Origin of the sequence: Paenibacillus sp. FSL R5-0378 (genome assembly GCF_038009285.1) — a bacterium.
In the GTDB taxonomy this organism is placed as follows: Bacteria; Bacillota; Bacilli; order Paenibacillales; family Paenibacillaceae; genus Paenibacillus_AQ; species Paenibacillus_AQ favisporus.
The window spans coordinates 5,858,099-5,879,016 of record NZ_JBBPAY010000001.1 but is presented as its reverse complement, the minus strand read 5'-3'; the positions used below and the strand labels follow the sequence as shown (position 1 = coordinate 5,879,016).

The following is a 20,918-nucleotide window of genomic DNA, read 5'->3' as shown; positions in this document are numbered from 1 at the left end:
CGTGCGGATGCGTGAAGTTTGCGCAGACCGAACGGGTTTTTTCGTGCGTGTAAGCCTTATGTGATGCCGGATGCGCTATAATAGGGACACGGATAGTAACCATTAGACACGGAGGGCAGGCTAATGCTGATCGATATTGTGGGCGCGGGATCGCTCGGACTGCTGTTTGGGGGAAAATTGGCCGGGTCCGGCAGCCGAGTGCGGATCTGGAGCCGCAGCGCCGGGCAGGCGGAGGAGCTCCGTCATTCCGGTATTCATATCGCCAAAGACGGTGAGAGCGGATTAAAGGTGGACCCCGCGCATTTTCAATCCGGTACGGTCGAACAGCTCGGACAAGCTTGGGAGACGAAGCCGGGAGATTATGTGCTTGTGATGACCAAACAAAAGGATACGGAGGCGGTATGCCGCTATTTATCACAAGTCAGGCTTCCGCAAGGATCCAGCCGGCCGGTCGTCGTTTGTTTTCAAAACGGCCATGGGCATATGGACAGGCTGAAGGCGATTCTGCCCGGATGGACTATGCTGGCTGCGGTGACGACTGAAGGTGCAAAGAGAACATCGTATACAGAAGTGTTTCATGCGGGATCCGGGGATACGGTGATCGGCGAGAGCGGTATAGGGCATGTCTCCAACAAGATTGGCGGCCGATGGTTAAATCTTGTTCAGGCCCTAAAACAAGCAGGATTTTACCCGGTATTGTCGAATGACATCGATAACATGATGTTTCGTAAATTGCTGATCAACGCGGTGATCAATCCGCTGACCGCACTCTGGAGGATTCCGAACGGAGAGCTGTTGAAAAGTCCGATGAGGATGAAGCTGATGAAGGAATTATATGAAGAGACCATAGCGGTTTACGACGCATGCGGAATTCGGTATGAGGACGACATGTGGGATCAAATATTGAATGTGTGCAGAGCGACTTCCGGGAATACCTCGTCCATGCTGAAGGATGTGCTTGCCGGTTCGCCGACGGAAATCGGCTGGATTAATGGAAGCATCGCGGACATGGCGCTGAAGGCGGGGGTTCAGGCTCCTGTCAACGAGCTGGTGACCCGGCTCATCGAAGGATTAATCGCAGAGGAGGAGTGAGGAATCTTGGATTTCTTGAGAAATTCATTTATTTTTTTGAGCATCCTTCCGTTTTTCCCGTTTTTGCTCGTGTATTTAGGAGGATATTACTGGCGGAAAAACAGCAGAAACCGCGCGCTGCTGCTGGCCATGGACGTCACTACATTGTTTTTGATCTTTTCCGTTGCGGCGCTGTTCAACAATACGTTCCATACCCGGTTCGGCTTTTATTTGATCCTCTTGTTCATGCTCATCGCGGTGGGGTTGATCGGCGGGGCGCAGAACCGGCTCAAAGGCAGGATTGATGCCAGGAAAATCGCCAAAGTCGTATGGAGAATGTCCTTTATGCTCATGAGCGCAAGCTACATCATATTTACATTAATCGGTATTTTTAAATACATAATACAGACTGGGGCCTAATTTTTTACAATTTTAATCAACAAAAAGACAGGGGAAATCGTTGTTTTTGGCCGTTTGTCACAAGAAAGTAAAATTTTCATGTTTTTCTGTGTAGATTTTTTTGACCACTGGTTGTATAATTTCTTACCATACACATAATTAATTTACCTTTAGGGGGAACAGTTAATGAAAAGGAAAAGCCTGCTCATGCTTCTGACGCTGATCCTCGTTGTTGGCACTGTACTTGCTGGGTGCGGTTCCAAGAATGACAATGGCGGAAGCACGGCTAGCGGCGGCGACAAAGGAAGTTCGTCGGCTGCTAAAGAACAAGTACTTCACATTAACCTGAGCGCTGAGCCGCCAACGTTTGACCCGGCGCAAGCCCAGGACACTCAAGCTAACACCGTACTGAAAATGATGTACGAAGGCCTTGTGCGTATTGACAAGGATAACAACCCGATTCCGGGTGTGGCCGAGAAGTGGGATGTTTCCTCCGACGGTCTGAAGTACGTGTTCCATCTGCGTAAAGACGCGAAGTGGAGCAACGGCGACCCTGTAACGGCAAAAGACTTCGTCTTCGCTTGGGAGCGGGTTTTGAATCCGGCTACAAGCCCAGCACCGCCTTATGCATATCAGCTTTATTACATTAAAGGCGCAGAAGACTACAACAGCAAAAAAATTACCGACTTTAACCAAGTTGGCGTAAAAGCGACAGATGACAACACACTGGAAGTAACCTTGAACAATCCGACTCCTTATTTCCTGGGTCTGACTTCGTTCTACACGTTCTATCCGGTGCACCAATCGGTGAAAGACAACGCCAAATGGGCAACCGATCCGAAGCTGATGGTAACGAACGGACCATTCACGCTCACAACTTGGACAACCGGTCAGAAGATCGAAGTGACCAAAAACGCAAACTACTGGGATAACCAGAACATCAAGCTGACCAAAGTTACGATGTCGCTGTCCAACAGCAGTGCAACGGAACTGTCCAGCTATAAGGCTGGCCAGCTTGACTATGCAGGTAACCCGAATGGAACGATTCCTACGGACCAAATGCCTGCAGTGAAGAACGAGCTGAAGGACGAGCTCGATTTGAAACCGATCGGCAGCATTTACTACTACGTGTTCAACACAACAGCGAAACCGTTTGACAACGTAAAAATCCGTAAGGCGTTCTCGATGGCCATCAGCCGTCAGGATATCGTCGATAAAGTAACGATGAGTGAAGAAACCCCTGCGTTCGGATTCGTGCCGCCAGGCATTTCCGGTGACAAGGGTGAATACCGTACCGAATTCAAGGACGATTTCTTCACCGAAGATATGGAAGAAGCCAAGAAGCTGCTTGCTGAAGGCATGCAGGAAGAAGGATACACGACGCTTCCTCCGATCACTTTGATCTACAACTCCGATGACAAGCATAAGAAAATTGCGCTTGCCATTGCAGATATGTGGAAGAAAAATCTTGGCGTTGAAGTGAAAACCGAAAACCAAGAATGGGGCGTGTTCCTCAAGAACCGTCAAAACCTGAACTACCAAATCGCACGTGCCGGCTGGAGCCCGGACTACAACGATCCGATGACTTTCTTCGATCTGTGGACTTCGACCAGCGGCAACAACGATTCCGGCTTCAAAAACAAAGAGTATGATGCTTTGATCAAAGACGCATTCTCTACACCTGACACAGCAAAACGTATGGAAGATTTTAAAAAGGCTGAAACGATGATTATTAAAGATCAGCAGGTCGTGCTGCCAATTTACTACTATACAAACGTTGCCTTGATCAAACCGAATCTTAAAGGCGTTGTTATTGACTATGCCGGTCAAGTAGACTTTACAAGAGCTTATTTCGAATAAATTTCGAATGGTCTAACAAAAGCAGCTTAGCTTGATAAATACTGTTCGGGATATATGTGTGGAGCTTCCATATATATCCCGTTTTTTTTGCTTAGTATATATCTTTACCAAGGATTTCTTCAATTTGAAATATATAGCATGGACAAATAGATTCGGCATTCTTTAAAATTAAAATATGGTCCGCGATGGTTGGTGCCATGTTATATGAAGTTTAGCGGGGAGGGTAAATCGGACATGGTACGTTACGTACTGAGCAAGTTTTTCTATATGCTGGTATCGCTCTTTATTTTGATATCGGCTACATTTTTTCTGATGAAGGCCATTCCTGGTAACCCTTTTATGTCCGAGAAAAATGTACCGCCTGAAATCCAAGCCCGGCTGATGGAACAGTATGGATTGGACAAGCCGGTATATCAGCAATACTTCAAATACTTGGGGGATATTGCAACAGGTGACCTGGGGATTTCCATGAAGCATCAGAACCAGGAGGTAGGGGGCATTATTCTGCAGACCTTCTCTGCATCCCTGAAACTGGGTATCTTCGCCATCGTTATTTCCGTAATTGTCGGTGTGCTCCTCGGCATGCTCGCCGCGCTGTACCACCGAAAGCTTATTGATAATATCGCTATGGTGCTGGCGGTGCTGGGCATCGCCGTTCCGAGCTTCGTGCTGGCATCGCTGATCCAGTATCTGTTTGCGCAGAAGCTGGGCTGGTTCAACGTCATGGGCTTTGACGGCCCGCTTGACTACGTTCTGCCGGTCGCCGCGTTGTCGGCGCAGCCGATTGCCTTTATCGCCCGCTTGACGCGCTCGAGCATGCTCGAAGTGCTGCATGCGGATTATATCAAGACAGCCAAGGCCAAGGGCCTCAACTGGATGACCATTATGTTCAAGCACGTGATCCGTAACGGCATTTTGCCTGTGGTTACTTATATCGGACCGATGACCGCCAACGTCATTACGGGTTCCGTCGTTATCGAGCAGATTTTCGGAATCGGCGGGATTGGTAAAGTGTTCGTCGAATGTATTACCAACCGGGATTACACGATGATTATGGGTGTGACGATTTTCTACGGCGTACTGCTGATGCTGGCCCGTTTCATCACCGATATCGTATACGTGCTGGTTGATCCGCGCATTAAATTAACCGGCGGGAAGGAGGGCTAACGATGGCTGTACAGGAACCAACCTTGATGAATAACAACGTAGAGCTGACGCCCGAAGACTTCCGGAAAATCGGTACCGATGAGAAAGAGGCTGAAATTATTCAGCGGGAAAGTATTTCGGCGTGGAGAGACGCGTGGCAGCGTCTACGTAAAAATAAACTCGCCATGGCGAGCTTGGTCGTTCTCATCTTGATCATTCTGGCTGCGATTATCGGGCCAATCATTTCGAAATTCGATTCGGCAACCAACGATTTGCTGGCAACGAATCAGCCTCCTTCCAAGGAGCACTGGTTCGGCACCGACGACTTGGGTCGCGACATGTTCGTCCGGACGTGGATGGGCGCCCGTATTTCCTTGGTCGTCGGCCTGGCTGCCGCACTCATTGACCTCTTGATCGGTGTCATTTACGGCGGCATCATGGGGTATTTTGGTGGACGCGTCGACGCCATCATGAACAAGTTTTCCGAAATTTTGTATTCCATTCCTTATATGCTGGTTACGATTCTGCTGCTCGTCGTCTTTGAGCCGAGTATCGGAACGATTATTCTGGCGCTGACCATTACCGGCTGGATTAACATGTCGTGGATCGTCCGCGGTGAAATCATGCAGCTGAAGAACAGGGAATACGTTCTGGCATCCCGTTCCATGGGAGCAGGCTCCGGCCGGCTGCTGTTCCGCCACCTGCTGCCGAATGCGGTTGGTCCGATCATCGTCACTTTGACGCTGTCGGTACCGAACGCGATTTTCTCGGAAGCCTTCCTTAGCTTCCTCGGTCTTGGTGTCCGGGCACCGATCGCTTCGCTCGGTTCGATGGTCAACGACGCACTGACTGGCTGGATGTACTATCCTTGGCGGATGCTGTTCCCGGCCATTCTGATCAGTTTGACAATGCTCGCATTTAACATTTTCGGTGATGGCCTCCGCGATGCGCTCGATCCGAAATTGAAATAACAGGAGGTGAGATCATGGAGCCGATTTTACAAGTAAAAGACCTGCATGTATCCTTTCACGTCAAAGGCGGCGAAGTCAAAGCCGTCCGCGGCATGAATTTTGAAATAGGCAGAGGAGAAACGGTGGCGATCGTCGGTGAATCCGGCAGTGGTAAGAGTGTGACCGCGCAGACGATCATGCGCTTGATCCCGTCTCCTCCTTCTGACATCAAGAGCGGTCAGATTATTTTCCAGGGCGAAGATATTCTGAAGAAAACCAATAAAGAAATGGAAGCGATCCGCGGGAAAGACATCGGCATGATTTTCCAGGATCCGATGACTTCCCTGAATCCGACGATTAAGGTCGGCAAGCAAATTACCGAGGTTCTGATCAAGCATCAAAAGCTGTCCTCCGCAGAAGCGAAAGAGCGCGGTTTGGAAATGCTGAGACTTGTCGGCATCAAGAACCCGGAAGAACGCTTCAATCAATACCCGCACGAATTCTCCGGCGGGATGCGCCAGCGCGTCATGATTGCAATCGCTTTGGCGTGCCGCCCGGCGCTCCTGATCGCCGACGAACCGACGACAGCGCTGGATGTGACGATCCAGGCGCAAATCATGGACGTCATGAAGGAAATGCAGCAGAAGCTCGGAACTTCCATTATCCTGATTACGCATGACCTCGGCGTCGTTGCCGGCATGTGTGACCGCGTTATCGTCATGTACGCCGGTGAAGTGGTAGAGACGGGGACGAAGTGGGAGATTTTCAAAAACCCGCAGCACCCGTATACGAAAGGCCTGCTGCGTTCGATGCCGCGTCTTGACCAGAAGAAGGGCGAGCCGCTGATTCCGATTATCGGTACGCCGCCGGACCTGATTAAACCGCCGGTCGGCTGCGCGTTCTGCGCCCGCTGCGATGAAGCGATGAAAGTATGCGAACGGATCAATCCGGGAGCGACGGTATTCAGCGACACCCAAATGGCGCGCTGCTGGAATCTTCATCCGATGGCCAAGGAGGTTCAATCGTCATGAAAGAGAACCATTTGATCGAAGTCGAAGGCCTCAAGAAATACTTTAACGTCGGCGGCGGCAAGATCGTCAAAGCCGTGGACAACATTAACTTTTTCATCCGCGAAGGCGAAACGCTCGGCATGGTGGGCGAATCGGGCTGCGGCAAGTCGACCGCGGGCCGTACGATTCTCCGCCTGTACGAGCCGACTGCCGGCAGCGTCAAGTTTAACGGAACGGATATTTACAAGCTGTCGCCTTCCAAGATGAAAGCGATGCGCCGCGACATGCAGATGATTTTCCAGGATCCATACGCTTCCTTGAACCCGCGGTTTACCGTGTCGGACATTATCGGCGAAGCGCTGGATATCCACAACCTGGCCGGCAGCCGCAAAGAGCGGAAGAAGCGCGTGGAGGAATTGCTGGATATGGTCGGTCTGAATCCGGATCATGCCACCCGTTATCCACATGAGTTCTCCGGCGGTCAGCGGCAGCGGATCGGGATTGCCCGTGCGCTTGCCGTCAATCCGAAGTTCATTATTTGCGACGAGCCGATCTCGGCGCTGGACGTGTCCATTCAGGCACAGGTCGTCAACCTGCTGAAGGATTTGCAGGACCGGCTTGGGCTGACCTATCTGTTCATTGCCCATGACCTGTCGATGGTCAAGCATATCAGTGACCGCGTAGCGGTGATGTACCTGGGCAAAATGGTAGAGCTGGCAGACAGTGAGGAACTGTATGCCAATCCGATTCACCCGTATACAAAAACGCTCCTCTCGGCGATTCCGATCCCGGATCCCGAAGTGGAGGAGAACAAGAAGCGGATCTTGATGAACGACGAAAAGTCGGGTCCGATTCACTCCGCCAAAGGCGGAGATGCAGCGGATCAGGAAGACACGAGACTTGTGGAAGTTTCCAAAGGCCATTGGGTCGCTGCTCCATATGCCTAAGCTATGACAGCTTTACCGCCGGGTGATCCCGGCGGTTTTTTGTTTGCTTTGACGGATACAACAACATTGGTTACAATCAAGAAAGATTGCGGTAGTATAAAGTAAGCATGGAAGTGATTGGGCACAGAATAGGAGGCATACCCATGAATGTGGTTTCCGACTCACTCAAGAGCGGTTCGGCTCTTGCAGATGATTATATAAACCGTTTTAGCGAAGTACAGCCTTTATACGGTGAAGATTTTCGCGATGAAGCAAGCTGGCTGAAACGTGTGGAATGGCTTGACCAATCGGAGTCCGTCCGGGTAAACCGGGGCGAATTGGCAGAAGTTTTACGGCGGTATAACAGCCGGCACAATAACCATCAGGCGGTACATAATGCACTGGATTTGCTGGCGAAGGAAGGAACGCTGGCCGTGGTGGGGGGACAGCAGAGCGGATTGTTTACCGGTTCGCTGCTGGTGATCTATAAAGCCATGACCATAATCCAGTCGGCGCAAGAAGCGGCCAAGAAATTCAACCGGCCGGTGGTGCCCGTCTTCTGGATCGCGGGTGAGGACCATGACTTCGATGAAGTGAACCATACGTACGTCATGACACCGGAGCTGAAGGTCGCCAAAATCAAGATGGAAGCGAAGCCGGGACCCCGCTCGTCGGTGAGTGCGATTCCGATCGGTCCAAACGAATGGAAGCAGTCCTTCGACCAGCTGGGCAGATGGCTTCCGGACAGTGAAAACAAGCCGGAGATTTTGAAATGGATCCATGAGGCGTCGGAGCAGTCGGATAATCTCAGCGACGCTTTCGCCAAGCTGCTGGGCCGGTTGTTTGGCGAGTACGGCTTGATTCTGCTCGATTCGGCGGATCCTGAACTGCGCAAGCTGGAAGTTCCGGTGTTTGAAAAAATGATCGAGCGCAACGACGGGCTGGAACAGGCTTATCAGCAGGCGGCGGCGTGTATTACCGGCAAAGGCTACTCGCTTCAGGCGGAAGTTGCGGCCGGCGGGGCCAATTTGTTCTATATATATGAAGGAAACCGTCTGCTGCTGTATAAACAGGATGGCAAGTTCACCGATCGCAAAGGGATCGTCAGCTTAAGCCAGAGTGAGCTGCTGGAGCAGCTTCGCACTCATCCGGAGCGGTTCAGCAACAATGTGCTGACGCGCCCGATGATGCAGGAATCGATGTTCCCGGTACTCTGTACCGTGCTTGGGCAAGGAGAAATTTCCTATTGGGCTATTACGAAGCAGGCTTTTGAAATCCTTGGGCTCCGGATGCCGATCCTGCTGCCGCGGATGTCCTTTACCTTGATCGAAGGCGCCTTGCAGAAATACATGGATAAGTTCGGCGTGACCTTCCAGGATGTTCAGCACCGGTTTGCAGAAGCCCGCCAGCAGTGGCTTTCGAGCCAGGAGGAATTCCATATCGAGCCGAAATTCGCCGAGACGCGCCGGGCTTTTGAGCAGCTGTACGAACCGCTGATCCGCGAGCTGGGTACGATTCAGTCCGGTTTGATCCCGCTCAGCGAGAAAAACAAGGGCAAAATTTTGGAGCAAATTTCTTATCTGGAACGCAAAACACGCGAAGCGGTGGAGAAGAAGCATGAAGCCGAGCTGCGGCAGTGGGACCGGATCGGTGTCTCCCTGTTTCCGCTGGGCAAGCCGCAGGAACGGGTGTTTAATATTTTCTACTATTTAAACCGCTACGGCCTCGAATGGATTCATGACTTGATCCGCACTTCGGATCATTTTACGGCGGAGCATCGCATTATCGAATGTTAATCAAATAGAGGATAGGGAGGCAATGAGATGAGTTCATCTTCACTGCAAAACAGCGTGGTCAAGGATATGGCGCTGGCACCGGAAGGCCATTTGAAAATCGATTGGGTGGAGGTCCATATGCCGGTGTTAAACGAAATCCGCAAGCAGTTTGAAGCGGAGCAGCCGTTTAAGGGGCTGAAGGTCACCATTTCGCTGCATTTGGAGGCCAAGACGGCATACCTGGCTAAAGTGGTAAAGGCCGGCGGTGCGGAAGTAACGATCACAGGCAGCAACCCGTTGTCCACACAGGATGATGTTTGTGCGGCGCTCGTGGAAGACGGTGTGACCGTGCTGGCCAAATACAATCCGGATCCGGTGGAGTACAAGGAATTTCTGATCCGGGCGCTGGAGACCAAACCCGACCTCATTATCGATGACGGTGGAGACCTGGTGACGATCCTTCACTCGGAACGGCCGGACCTGCTGGAGACGATCCGCGGGGGCGCGGAAGAGACGACGACCGGTATTATTCGCTTGAAGGCCTTGGAAAAAGACGGGCTGCTGAAGTTTCCGATGGTGGCCGTTAATGACGCTTACTGCAAGTATTTATTCGATAACCGTTACGGTACGGGACAATCGGTATTCGATGCGATCAACCGTACGACAAACCTCGTCGTAGCCGGCAAAACCGTTGTCGTTGTAGGCTACGGATGGTGCGGCAAAGGCGTAGCGATGCGGGCCAAAGGACTCGGCGCCAAAGTTATCGTGACGGAAGTCAATGCAATCCGCGCGGTGGAAGCACATATGGACGGCTTTGAAGTCATGCCGATGCTGGAAGCCGCGAAGCACGGCGATTTCTTCGTGACCGTGACGGGCAACCGGGACGTCATCACCGGTGAGCATTACGACGTGATGAAGGACGGGGCGATCCTGTCGAATGCCGGCCACTTCGATGTCGAAGTCAACAAACCGGAGCTGGCGGCACGAGCCGAGTCGGTACGCACCGTGCGCCGCAACATTGAAGAATACAAGCTGACGGACGGCCGCAAAATTTACCTTCTGGCCGAAGGCCGCCTTGTCAATCTTGGGGCGGGAGACGGGCATCCGGCGGAAATTATGGATATGACGTTCGCCCTCCAGGCGATGTCTCTGAAATACGTGAATGACAACTATCAAAACCTGGGTGCTCAGGTGCTGAATGTGCCGCTCGAAATCGACGAGCAGGTCGCACGCCATAAATTGGCAAGCCTGGGGATTCAGATCGACCGGCTGAGCCAGGAGCAGATCCGGTATTTGGAAAGCTGGTCCACCCACGAATAATCGGTAAATTGTGGTTATCCACATGTGGAAAACCCCCTTGATTCTTCGCGAATCAGGGGGTTTTTGCTGTTTTTCCGCGCAGGACGGTAATGGAATTATCCACAAAAAAACATGTGGATAAGGCAGGATTTTGATTTTATCCGGCGAATCTAGTATCCTTAAGTGGTGGAAAGTGGTGCAAAGTGGGGATTTGGGGTTAAAGGGGTGAGTGAACGGTGTTTATGGGGGAATATCAACACAGCTTAGACGATAAAGGCCGCGTCACCATCCCTGCCAAATTCCGCGAGCTGCTTGGCTCCTCCTTTGTGGTCACCCGGGGCTTGGACCAATGCCTATTTGTATATCCTATGAATGAATGGCAAATTTTGGAACAAAAGCTGAAGTCACTGTCCCTGATGAAATCCGACGCGCGTGCGTTTACCCGGTTTTTTTTCTCGGGTGCAACGGAATGCGAATGGGATAAACAGGGAAGGGTAAATTTACCGGGGAATCTCCGCCAATACGCAAAGCTGGAGAAAGAATGCGTGGTGCTCGGCGTATCGAACCGGGTGGAGATTTGGAGCAAGGATACTTGGGAGGAATACTTCCAGCAATCCGAAGAGACGTTTAACGATATTGCTGAGAAGCTGGTTGATTTGAATTTTGATTTGTAGAGAGTTTGGAGGGCTGCAGCTTGTTTCATCACATCACGGTGCTTAAAGAAGAAGCGACAGAAGGGCTGCGCGTGAAGAGAGACGGCATATATGTCGATTGCACGCTTGGGGGGGCGGGGCACAGTTCCCTGATCGCGTCCAAGCTGGGGGAATACGGCAGGCTGATCGCGTTGGACCAGGATGACTGGGCGCTCGATAACGCAAAGGAAAGGCTGGCCCCGTACGCAGACCGCGTATCCCTGGTCAAGACGAATTTCCGGCATCTGGAGGAAACCCTCCGGGAGCTGGCTGTTCCGAGCAAGGACGGCATTCCGCAGGTGGACGGCATTTTGTTCGATCTGGGCGTGTCCTCTCCCCAGTTTGACGAAGGGGACCGGGGATTCAGCTACAATTACGATGCGCCGCTCGATATGCGGATGGATCAGTCGGCGTCCTTGACGGCTGCCGAAATTGTAAACGAATGGCCTGAGCAGGAAATTGCCCGGATTTTGTTCCAATACGGGGAGGAAAAGTTCTCAAGACGGATTGCCAGAGTGATCAGCGAGCGCAGAGCGCAGAAAGCCATTCAAACAACGGGCGAGTTGGTCGATATTATTAAAGAAGGCATTCCGGCGGCAGCGCGGAGAACAGGCGGTCATCCGGCCAAACGAAGCTTCCAGGCCCTTCGGATCGCGGTGAACGACGAGCTTGGCGCTTTTGAAGAAGCGCTGCATCAAGCGGTGCGCTGTCTTGCTCCCGGCGGAAGGGTATCGGTGATTACGTTCCATTCGCTGGAGGACCGGATATGCAAGCAAATTTTGAACAGCTACGTAGGCAAATGCACCTGCCCGCCGGACTTTCCGATGTGCGTGTGCGGCGGGAAGGGTGAAATGAAACTGGTCAACCGCAAGCCGATCGTGCCGGGTGAAGATGAACTTGCACAGAACCCGCGTGCGCGTTCAGCCAAGCTGAGAGTTGCTGAGAAAATATAACCTAACGCATCTGACACACGATTCATATTTTTGAAGGCAAGGACTCATGTTCAGGGCGTAGAGACTAAGACAAAGGGGAATCAGACATGGCCTATACGCGTGGTAACCTGGCAGTTAAGGAGAAGGTCGCTGAACGAACTTCTCCCGGGTACCGGGAGAAGACGAAAGTCGTTACTCACCGTACATATCTGCCGATCAAGGAAAAGCTGCTCTATTTGCTGACGGTTGGAATATGCGTCATGGTGGCGAGCCTGATCATCTGGCAGAACGCCAACATTTACGACCTGAACAAGCAGGGGCAGAAGGTCGACAAGAACATTAAGAACATGAACGTGACTATTAAAGAGCTTAAGGCAGAGAAGCAGCGCCTTGAGGTCGGAATCCGTGAGAAAGCGATCCAGCTTGGTTACCAAGAACCGGGCAAGGAGGCGCTTACCGTTCCGCGTTCCAATACGACAAGTACGGATAACGCCGGAACAGGGTCGGAAACGGCAAAAAAATAGAGCTTGTGAGGGTTGAGCATGGTAAAAAGAATAAAACTTCGCACACTGCTCCTAGGAGGATTCATCACCCTCCTTTTTGTTGTTCTGTTAATTCGGGTATTTGCACTGCAGGTGGTTAACGGGGATGACTGGCATGATCGGGCGGTCGCCCAGTGGACGAAAAAAGTCCCGATTCCGGCATCCCGCGGCACGATTACGGACCGCAATGGCGATATTCTCGCATCCGACGTCCCGGCCTATACCGTTATCGTCAATCCGGCCGTTATCCACGAGAACGGGCTGGAGAACGAAATCATCGAAGGGCTGCACAAGATTTTAGGCAAGGATGAAAGCGAGCTTAAGGAACTTGTAAACGCCAAAGACAAGGACGGGGAGTACCTTACCAACCGGGAGGTCCGGAACGAAGGGTGGAAAATTGACGAAACGAAGAAGGCCCAGATCGAAGATCTCAACAAAGAGTTGAAGGCACAGCTTAAAAAAGAAAAAAAGGTGCTTGAAACCGGGCTGGACATGATCAAGGAGCAGAAGCGCTATTATCCGAAGGGGACGCTTGCGGCTCATATTTTGGGTTACACGAACCGGGATGGTGAGGCTGTCGCCGGACTTGAGGCAAGTCTAGATGATTACCTCAAAGGCACCTCAGGACTCATGAAATACGAAAGCGACCGGCAAGGGGACCAGCTTCCCGAAGCGAATATGGTGTACAAGCCGGCTGTCAATGGTAAAAATTTAAAGCTGACGATCGACGACACGATCCAGTATTATATCGAAGACGCGATGAAAGAGACGTACGAAAAGTACCAACCGATCAGCATGACGGTCATTGCGGCCGATCCGAAGACGATGGAAATACTCGGGATGGCCAACCTGCCGACATTCAACCCGAATACGTACTGGAACACGAAGGACCAGAAGGACTTCTTCAACTATGCCGTAAAAGCTACGTACGAGCCGGGTTCCACGTTCAAAATCGTAACGCTGGCAGGGGCGGTGCAGGAAAAGCTGTTTAATCCAAATGCGATTTACCAGTCAGGGCAGATCCAGGTTAAAGGGACTCATACGTACCTTCATGATATCAACCGTTCCGGATGGGGACCGATCACGTTTCTGGAAGGTGTCAAGCGTTCCAGTAACGTTGCCTTCGTCAAGCTGGGCTCGGAAATGCTCGGGAAAGAGCGCCTGCTGAAATATATCAACGACTTCGGTTTCGGTAAGAAGACGGGCATCGAGCTTCCCGGCGAAGTTACCACGACGATCAATCTGCCAGGTCCGGTCGAAGTGGCGACCGCTTCCTACGGACACGGTGTGTCCGTGACGCCGATCCAGCAGCTGGCGGCGATCAGCGCGGTGGCGAACGGCGGCAAATTGAAAACACCGCATATCATCAAAGAGATTACCGATCCGGATACAGGCAAAGTTGTATTAGCTCCGGATACGAGCAAGGTCGTCCGTCAGGTTATCTCACCGGAAGCCGCCAAGGAAACGAGCAGCTACCTGGAACAGGTCGTCGCGGACCAGGTAAAAGGTACCGGACGCAACGCCTACATCGACGGGTACCGCGTTGCCGGTAAAACCGGAACCGCGGTCAAATACGGCGCCGACGGCAAACCGGATTATTCGAAATCCGTCGTCTCCTTTATCGGCTTTGCTCCGGTGAACGATCCGAAGATCGCCCTTATTGTCATTGTGGACCAGCCGAATGACCCTGATGTCGGCGGGGGAACGGTGGCGGCGCCGATCTTTAAGAAAATCGTGTCCCAGGCTTTGCCGTACATGGGCGTGCCGAAGGCCACCACGAAGAAGACGTCGGACGGCAAAACGACAGTGGATCGCCCAGCCGCTCCGACGCTCACGAAGCTGGCCGTGAAGGACGCGAAGCAAAAGCTGCTGAACGCAGGCATTGACTTCGAGACGATCGGCAAGGGTACCTCGGTCATCCGGCAGTATCCGGCAGCGGGAACGCCGATGAGCCCGGGGCAGCGTATCTATCTGCTCACCGAGGAGACCGACAAGATGACCGTGCCGGACCTAAAAGGCGAATCGCTGCGTGATGCGCTGGATATTTTGACCTTGCTGAAATGCTCGGTTACCGTCGAAGGCCAAGGATACGTCAGCGAGCAGCTGGTCACGGACAAGAACGGCAAGCGTTCCGTCCAGCTGACGCTGAAGCCGGTCAAGGATGAAGAGGCATCGCAGGATACCTCATCCTCCTCCACGGAGGACGATTCCGGTTCGAAGGATACGTCGGCCGGCGATTCGGCCGACGGCAAGTCCGGCGAAGAAGCCAGCGATAACTGATAAGCGGCAACAGCTTGTTCTATCCCCTGGTTGTCCCGAATATTCATGATATGAACAGTCATGAAGCTGTAGGGAAGCGGGGAGGGATAACAAATGAAGGTTTCAAACGTCACCATGAGGCGGAGGCTGCTGTGGAGCTTGCTGATCCTGTGCCTGTTGTTCGCTGCTCTGATCGTTAGGCTAGCCTATGTGCAGCTAGGAAAGAGCAGCGAATTATCCGCCAAGGCCGAGGAGAACTGGCGCCGGGAAATTCCGTCAACGGCCAAGAGGGGCGAGATTCAGGACCGCAATGGGACGCCCTTGGCTTATAATATAAGCACGCCGACGATCATGGCGATCCCTGTTCAGATCAAGGAGCCCGAGAAAACGGCGAAGACGCTGGCTCCTCTGCTGGGTATGAGCGAAGACAAGATTATGAAGTCTATTACGAAGAAATCAAGGATTGAACGACTGCAACCCGGTGGACGCAAAATTACGATGGAGCTTGCTCAGAAAATTCGTGATTTAGAGCTGCCGGGTATCGTCGTTGCTGAGGACAATAAGCGATTTTACCCCTACGGCGACCTGGCCGGGCACATTCTGGGCTTTACGGGCATCGACAACCAGGGCTTGACCGGAATCGAGCAGAGATATGACACCAAGCTGCAGGGGATTAACGGCAGCGTCTCCTACTTGTCCGATGCGGGGGGCAGGCTCATGCCGGGATCTTCCGAGAAATACGAGGAGCCCAGAGACGGCCTTAACCTCCAGCTGACGATCGACAAATCGATTCAGTCGATTATGGAGAGGGAGCTAGATCAGGCTATGGTTCAGTATCAGGCCCGCGGCGCCTGGTCGATCGCCATGAACCCGAAAACCGGAGAGATTCTGGGAATGGCCAGCCGTCCGGGATTTGAGCCGGCGAACTATCAGGAATACCCATCCGAAGTGTACAACCGGAACCTGCCGATCTGGATGACGTACGAGCCCGGTTCGACCTTCAAGATTATTACGCTGGCGGCCGCCCTTCAGGAGAAGAAGGTGGACCTCAAGAATGAGCAGTTTTTTGATCCGGGATATATCAAGGTCGGGGGAGCCAGCCTGAGGTGCTGGAAGCGGGGCGGCCACGGCAGCGAAACGTTCCTGCAGGTCGTTGAAAACTCCTGTAACCCGGGTTTTGTCGTTCTGGGCCAGCGGTTGGGCAAAGATTCGCTGTTTAACTATATCCGCAATTTCGGATTCGGCTCCAAAACGGGCATCGATCTGAACGGGGAAGAAAACGGCATCCTGTTCAAGCCGTCCCAGGTGGGCCCGGTCGAACTGGCCACGACGGCTTTCGGACAAGGGGTGTCCGTGACGCCGATCCAGCAGGTGGCCGCCGTGTCGGCTGCCGTCAACGGGGGCAAGCTGTTTAAGCCTTACGTTGCCAAAGCCTGGATTAATCCGGAGACCGGCGAAACGGTGAGCGAAACGAAGCCGACGCTGGTCAGACAAGTTATATCGGAGGATACGTCCAAGCAGGTGCGCGAAGCGCTGGAGAGCGTAGTGGCCAAAGGGACGGGCAGACCCGCTTTTATCGACGGATACCGAGTCGGCGGCAAGACGGGTACCGCCCAGATCGTCGTCAACGGCCGCTACTCCTCCACGGAGCATATCGTTTCGTTCATCGGCTTTGCACCTGCGGACGACCCGCAAATCGTTGTTTACACCGCGGTGGATAATCCGGCCGGTATTCAATTCGGCGGCGTCGTGGCGGCGCCGATTGTCCAGCACATTCTCGAGGATTCGCTGCATGTGCTGAAGGTGCCGGAGCGCAAGGATCAGCTGCCGAAAACTTATAAATACGGGGATACGCCGATCGACACCGTTCCTGACCTGGTAGGGGCAACGGTTCAAGATTTATATGAGGATCTGAACATGAATTTTACGCTGGCTAAGTCCGGTACCGGGAACACGGTCATCAGCCAGGCGCCCAAACCGGGCAGCCGGGTCGAGCGGGGGTCGACGATCCGGATTTATATGGGAACGAACGCGGACGTGAAGGATCATAGCGATGCGGACGAAGCGCAGGATGATCCGGAAGCGCCTCAGGACGGAACCGGCACACAGCAGAATGATGCCTCAACCCATAATTGATTGCGGCGATATTCGAGACTAATAGAACTAGAGTGAGGGATCAAGAGATGAAACTAAATGAACTGGCATCAGCATTAACGACGGCACAAATTATCGGAGACGGCGACATTACGATTACGAACATCCAGGTGGATTCGCGTAAAGTGGCGCCGGGAGACCTGTTTATCTGCCTCCCGGGCCACACGGTCGACGGTCATGACTATGCCGGCCAGGCTGCGGAACAAGGGGCGGTGGCGCTCGTTGTCGAGCGGAAGCTGGACATTGACCTCCCGCAGATCGTGGTCAAGGACTGCCGGTTTGCCATGGCCGTTCTGGCCGATGCGTTTTTCGGGTCGCCGAGCTCCCATATGAAAATGATTGGCGTGACGGGAACCAACGGCAAGACGACCACAACCTACCTCATCGAAAAATTGATGAGCGACCAAGGGGTCAACACCGGTCTGATCGGCACGATCCAGATGCGCTACGGCGGACGGACCTTCCCGATGTCGGGCACGACGCCGGAAGCGCTGGAGCTTCAGCGTTCCCTGGATGACATGACGGCGAACGGCGTAGAGTGCTGCGTGATGGAGGTTTCCTCCCATGCGCTGGAGCAGGGACGGGTAAAGGGCACCGACTTCCGTACCGCCATTTTCACCAACCTGACTCAGGACCACCTCGATTATCATAAAACGATGGAGGAATACCGCGCGGCCAAAGGCTTGTTTTTCGCCCGCCTGGGCAACAAATTCGCCCATCAGCCGGAGCAGCGCAAGTTTGCCGTGCTGAATGCGGATGATGAAGCATCCTCCTACTTCGCCAAAATTACGGCAGCCGAAGTCATTACATACGGTGTTGAGAACAGCGCGGACGTCCGGGCAACCGGCGTCAAGGTAACGGCGCAGGGAACTTCCTTCCATGTGGACACCTTCCGGGGCAGTGCCGATATCCAGCTGAGAATGGTCGGCAAGTTCAACGTCTACAATGCGCTGGCCGCCATCACCGCCGGCTTGCTGGAAGGCATTGAACTGGACAATATCAAGCGCAGCCTTGAATCGGTACCGGGCGTGGACGGACGGGTCGAATCGGTGGATGCCGGACAGCCTTTTGCCGTTATCGTCGATTACGCGCATACGCCTGACGGTCTGGAGAACGTGCTGAAGACGGTCAACGAATTCGCTGAAGGCCGGGTCATCACCGTGTTTGGCTGCGGCGGAGACCGGGACCGGACCAAACGTCCGATCATGGGCAAAATCGCGGCCAAGTACAGCGACTTCATTTTTGTCACATCCGACAACCCGAGAACGGAAGATCCGGAGCTGATTCTGAAGGACATCGAGCAGGGTCTGAAGGATGACAGCGTTCCGCAGGAGCGCTACGAGATGATCGTGGACCGGCGGACGGCTATACAAAAGGCTATTGAAATGGCAAGCCCTCAGGATGTAGTATTGATTGCGGGGAAAGGTCATGAGACCTATCAAACCATTGGTACGACGAATTATGACTTCGACGACCGTGAAGTTGCCAAGGAAGCGATAAGGGGATTGGATAAGTGATTACGACGACTTTAGGCCAAATGGCCGCCATGTGCGGAGGAACACTCTCGCAGGAACAACACCGGGAGCTGCCGATTCAAGGCGTGTTTACGGACTCCCGACAAATAAAGCAAGGAAGCCTGTTCGTCCCGCTCGTCGGGGAACGTTTTGATGGACACGCTTATGCCGAATCCGTACTGAAGGACGGAGCGGGCGCGACGCTGTGGCAGCGCGACCGGGGCGAGGCGCCGGCGGGAGCTGTCATTCTTGTCGATGATACGCTTGCGGCGCTGCAGACCCTGGCTGAGGCCTATTTGGCGGAAGTAGGCTGCCGCGTAGTCGGCATTACGGGCAGCAACGGCAAAACGACGACGAAGGATATGGTGTATACCCTTCTGTCTACGACCTATAAAGTTCATAAAACCGGGGGCAATTTCAATAATCATATTGGACTGCCCTTAACCATTTTAGAGATGCCGGCGGATACGGAAATCGCCGTATTGGAGATGGGAATGAGCGGCCGGCATGAGATCGAGCGTCTCTCCCAAATCGCCCGTCCTGATGTGGCGGTCATTACAAATATCGGGGAAGCGCATCTGCTTCAGCTCGGTTCAAGACATGAAATCGCCCGGGCCAAGGTGGAAATTATCAGCGGCATGAAGCCCGGCGGCCTGCTGATCTACCATGGCGACGAGCCGCTGATTCCTACGGTGCTCGGCGAAGCCGAGACGGTGAAACCCGAAGGGCTCCGGACCTTTACGTTCGGGTTGGATCAGAGCAACGATGATTACCCCACAGGGATGATGTTCCACAGCAAGGGGATTATTTTTACGTCACTGCTGCATCCGGAGGAAGGGCTGGATCTGCCGCTCCTCGGCCAGCATAACGTCATTAACTGCCTTGCAGCTCTCGCGGTGGCCCGCCATTTCGGCATTACCGAGGAGAACATCCGCACGGGACTGACCGGACTGCATTTGACCGGGATGCGAATCGAGCAAATCGTGGCGCCGAGCGGGCTGACCATTCTGAACGACGCCTACAACGCCAGCCCGACCTCCATGAAGGCTGCGATCGACGCGCTTCATAGTCTCAAAGGCTATCATCACAAGGTAGCCGTGCTGGGGGACATGCTGGAGCTTGGGCCGCAGGAGAAGGAGTTCCATGCCGAGATCGGGCAGTATGCCGCGGCGGACCGGGTGGATGTGCTGTACACATACGGACCGTTGTCGGAGGAGACCGCTGAAGCGGCCCGGAAGATTCGTCCGGACCTGAGCGTATTTTCTTTTACGGATAAAGCTGAGCTGATCCCTCATCTCATCAAGCGCGTTCATGCCAAAGATGTGGTGCTTGTCAAGGCGTCGCGGGGTATGAAGCTCGAGGAAATTGTGGATGCTCTAGTTAAGGAAAACTTGCAGAAATAGCGCACGAGGGGGTGAATCCATGGACTATCAACTATTGCTGTTAACGATCGGTGTATCTTTTATTCTCGCGGTGATTGCCGCTCCGCTGCTTATTCCGCTGCTCAGGCGTATGAAGTTCGGCCAGCAGGTCCGCGACGACGGGCCGCAAACCCATTTGAAGAAGGCGGGAACGCCGACAATGGGCGGAATCGTCATTATTTTGGCTTTTACGCTTGCTTTTCTGAAATTTTCCGTCATTAATACGGATTTTTACGTGCTGCTCGTAGCCACACTTGGCTTCGGCCTGATCGGATTTCTTGATGATTATATTAAAATCGTGTTCAAGCGTTCGCTCGGACTGACGGCGAAACAGAAGCTTATCCTGCAGCTGCTCTTCGCCGCGATCATGTGTTACCTGCTCATCAAGAACGGCCACAGTACGGCGATCAGCGTGCCGGGAACGTCGTGGTCGTTTGACTGGGGCGGATGGTTCTATTATCCGTTCATCGTCATTATGATGATGGCCGTGACCAACGCGGTCAATTTCACGGACGGGGTCGACGGACTGCTGTCCGGCGTCAGCGCCATCGCTTTTGCCGCATTCGCCATCGTCGCCATGCAGGCGACCTCGCTGTCGGCCGCCGTTTGTGCCGCTGCCATGATCGGGGCGGTGCTCGGGTTTCTTGTATTTAACGCCCACCCGGCCAAAGTTTTCATGGGGGATACAGGTTCGCTCGGCATTGGCGGAGCCATCGGCGGCATCGCCATCGTCACCAAAACCGAGCTGCTGTTTATCGTGATCGGCGGCGTGTTCGTCATCGAAATGCTGTCCGTCGTTCTTCAGGTCGCATCATTCAAGACCCGGGGCAAACGCATCTTTAAAATGAGTCCGATTCACCATCACTTCGAGCTGACCGGATGGTCCGAATGGCGGGTTGTCATGACCTTCTGGGCGGTAGGCATCGTGCTCGCGGGACTTGGACTTTACTTGAACAAGGGGTTGTAGA

Annotated in this window: 17 protein-coding genes; all 17 read left to right on the top strand. The window is 53.3% G+C overall.

Annotated features, from left to right (window positions below; translation table 11 throughout):
• Positions 1 to 123: 123 nt before the first annotated feature.
• On the top strand, positions 124 to 1,092 hold the full coding sequence (locus tag MKY74_RS27325; RefSeq protein ID WP_076169835.1) for a ketopantoate reductase family protein: 969 nt from the start codon (positions 124 to 126) through the stop codon (positions 1,090 to 1,092).
• A gap of 6 nt (positions 1,093 to 1,098) precedes the next feature.
• Positions 1,099 to 1,491 carry a DUF3397 domain-containing protein gene (locus tag MKY74_RS27320; protein ID WP_076169836.1) on the top strand — a complete coding sequence of 131 codons (393 nt, stop codon included), beginning with the start codon at positions 1,099 to 1,101 and terminating at the stop codon, positions 1,489 to 1,491.
• A gap of 165 nt (positions 1,492 to 1,656) precedes the next feature.
• Positions 1,657 to 3,330, top strand: a complete 1,674-nt coding sequence (locus MKY74_RS27315) for a peptide ABC transporter substrate-binding protein (RefSeq protein WP_076169837.1) — start codon at positions 1,657 to 1,659, stop codon at positions 3,328 to 3,330.
• 234 nt (positions 3,331 to 3,564) lie between these two features.
• The gene (locus tag MKY74_RS27310; RefSeq protein ID WP_076169838.1) at positions 3,565 to 4,497 is read left to right on the top strand and encodes an ABC transporter permease; all 933 of its coding nucleotides are present in this window, start codon (positions 3,565 to 3,567) and stop codon (positions 4,495 to 4,497) included.
• Between the two features lie 2 nt (positions 4,498 to 4,499).
• On the top strand, positions 4,500 to 5,447 hold the full coding sequence (locus MKY74_RS27305) for an ABC transporter permease (protein ID WP_076169839.1): 948 nt from the start codon (positions 4,500 to 4,502) through the stop codon (positions 5,445 to 5,447).
• Between the two features lie 14 nt (positions 5,448 to 5,461).
• Positions 5,462 to 6,457 carry an ABC transporter ATP-binding protein gene (locus MKY74_RS27300; RefSeq protein ID WP_076169840.1) on the top strand — a complete coding sequence of 332 codons (996 nt, stop codon included), beginning with the start codon at positions 5,462 to 5,464 and terminating at the stop codon, positions 6,455 to 6,457.
• Entirely contained in the window at positions 6,454 to 7,383 is a 930-nt protein-coding gene (locus MKY74_RS27295; protein WP_076169841.1) for an ABC transporter ATP-binding protein, read from the top strand. The genes MKY74_RS27300 and MKY74_RS27295 overlap by 4 nt, the downstream gene beginning before the upstream one ends.
• Positions 7,384 to 7,526: 143 nt before the next feature.
• Entirely contained in the window at positions 7,527 to 9,158 is a 1,632-nt protein-coding gene (gene bshC / locus MKY74_RS27290; RefSeq protein WP_076169842.1) for a bacillithiol biosynthesis cysteine-adding enzyme BshC, read from the top strand.
• Positions 9,159 to 9,185: 27 nt separating this feature from the next.
• Positions 9,186 to 10,457, top strand: a complete 1,272-nt coding sequence (locus MKY74_RS27285; RefSeq protein ID WP_076169843.1) for an adenosylhomocysteinase — start codon at positions 9,186 to 9,188, stop codon at positions 10,455 to 10,457.
• A gap of 215 nt (positions 10,458 to 10,672) precedes the next feature.
• Entirely contained in the window at positions 10,673 to 11,110 is a 438-nt protein-coding gene (mraZ, locus tag MKY74_RS27280; RefSeq protein WP_076169844.1) for a division/cell wall cluster transcriptional repressor MraZ, read from the top strand.
• A 20-nt stretch (positions 11,111 to 11,130) separates the two neighbouring features.
• A complete protein-coding gene (gene rsmH / locus MKY74_RS27275) occupies positions 11,131 to 12,081 on the top strand; it encodes a 16S rRNA (cytosine(1402)-N(4))-methyltransferase RsmH (RefSeq protein WP_076169845.1) in 951 nt (316 codons plus the stop codon).
• Positions 12,082 to 12,167: 86 nt separating this feature from the next.
• A complete protein-coding gene (locus tag MKY74_RS27270; protein WP_076169846.1) occupies positions 12,168 to 12,584 on the top strand; it encodes a hypothetical protein in 417 nt (138 codons plus the stop codon).
• A gap of 18 nt (positions 12,585 to 12,602) precedes the next feature.
• The gene (locus MKY74_RS27265) at positions 12,603 to 14,882 is read left to right on the top strand and encodes a penicillin-binding transpeptidase domain-containing protein (RefSeq protein ID WP_076169847.1); all 2,280 of its coding nucleotides are present in this window, start codon (positions 12,603 to 12,605) and stop codon (positions 14,880 to 14,882) included.
• Between the two features lie 93 nt (positions 14,883 to 14,975).
• Positions 14,976 to 16,997: a stage V sporulation protein D gene (locus MKY74_RS27260; protein WP_084203872.1), complete on the top strand. Its 2,022-nt coding sequence runs from the start codon at positions 14,976 to 14,978 to the stop codon at positions 16,995 to 16,997.
• Positions 16,998 to 17,044: 47 nt separating this feature from the next.
• On the top strand, positions 17,045 to 18,532 hold the full coding sequence (locus MKY74_RS27255; RefSeq protein WP_076169848.1) for a UDP-N-acetylmuramoyl-L-alanyl-D-glutamate--2,6-diaminopimelate ligase: 1,488 nt from the start codon (positions 17,045 to 17,047) through the stop codon (positions 18,530 to 18,532).
• Entirely contained in the window at positions 18,532 to 19,932 is a 1,401-nt protein-coding gene (locus MKY74_RS27250; RefSeq protein WP_318672623.1) for a UDP-N-acetylmuramoyl-tripeptide--D-alanyl-D-alanine ligase, read from the top strand. Before MKY74_RS27255 ends, MKY74_RS27250 begins: the two co-directional genes overlap by 1 nt.
• A gap of 19 nt (positions 19,933 to 19,951) precedes the next feature.
• Positions 19,952 to 20,917, top strand: coding sequence for a phospho-N-acetylmuramoyl-pentapeptide-transferase (gene mraY / locus MKY74_RS27245; RefSeq protein ID WP_076169850.1), 966 nt, complete (start codon positions 19,952 to 19,954; stop codon positions 20,915 to 20,917).
• Position 20,918 lies beyond the last annotated feature (1 nt).

Bases quoted from the DNA above. Each gene is read 5' to 3' on its own strand.
- MKY74_RS27325 (WP_076169835.1), top strand. From the start codon at position 124: ATGCTGATCGATATTGTGGGCGCGGGATCGCTCGGACTGCTGTTTGGG.
- MKY74_RS27315 (WP_076169837.1), top strand. From the start codon at position 1,657: ATGAAAAGGAAAAGCCTGCTCATGCTTCTGACGCTGATCCTCGTTGTT.
- MKY74_RS27310 (WP_076169838.1), top strand. From the start codon at position 3,565: ATGGTACGTTACGTACTGAGCAAGTTTTTCTATATGCTGGTATCGCTC.
- MKY74_RS27305 (WP_076169839.1), top strand. From the start codon at position 4,500: ATGGCTGTACAGGAACCAACCTTGATGAATAACAACGTAGAGCTGACG.
- MKY74_RS27300 (WP_076169840.1), top strand. From the start codon at position 5,462: ATGGAGCCGATTTTACAAGTAAAAGACCTGCATGTATCCTTTCACGTC.
- MKY74_RS27295 (WP_076169841.1), top strand. From the start codon at position 6,454: ATGAAAGAGAACCATTTGATCGAAGTCGAAGGCCTCAAGAAATACTTT.
- bshC (WP_076169842.1), top strand. From the start codon at position 7,527: ATGAATGTGGTTTCCGACTCACTCAAGAGCGGTTCGGCTCTTGCAGAT.
- MKY74_RS27285 (WP_076169843.1), top strand. From the start codon at position 9,186: ATGAGTTCATCTTCACTGCAAAACAGCGTGGTCAAGGATATGGCGCTG.
- MKY74_RS27270 (WP_076169846.1), top strand. From the start codon at position 12,168: ATGGCCTATACGCGTGGTAACCTGGCAGTTAAGGAGAAGGTCGCTGAA.
- MKY74_RS27265 (WP_076169847.1), top strand. From the start codon at position 12,603: ATGGTAAAAAGAATAAAACTTCGCACACTGCTCCTAGGAGGATTCATC.
- MKY74_RS27260 (WP_084203872.1), top strand. From the start codon at position 14,976: ATGAAGGTTTCAAACGTCACCATGAGGCGGAGGCTGCTGTGGAGCTTG.
- MKY74_RS27255 (WP_076169848.1), top strand. From the start codon at position 17,045: ATGAAACTAAATGAACTGGCATCAGCATTAACGACGGCACAAATTATC.
- mraY (WP_076169850.1), top strand. From the start codon at position 19,952: ATGGACTATCAACTATTGCTGTTAACGATCGGTGTATCTTTTATTCTC.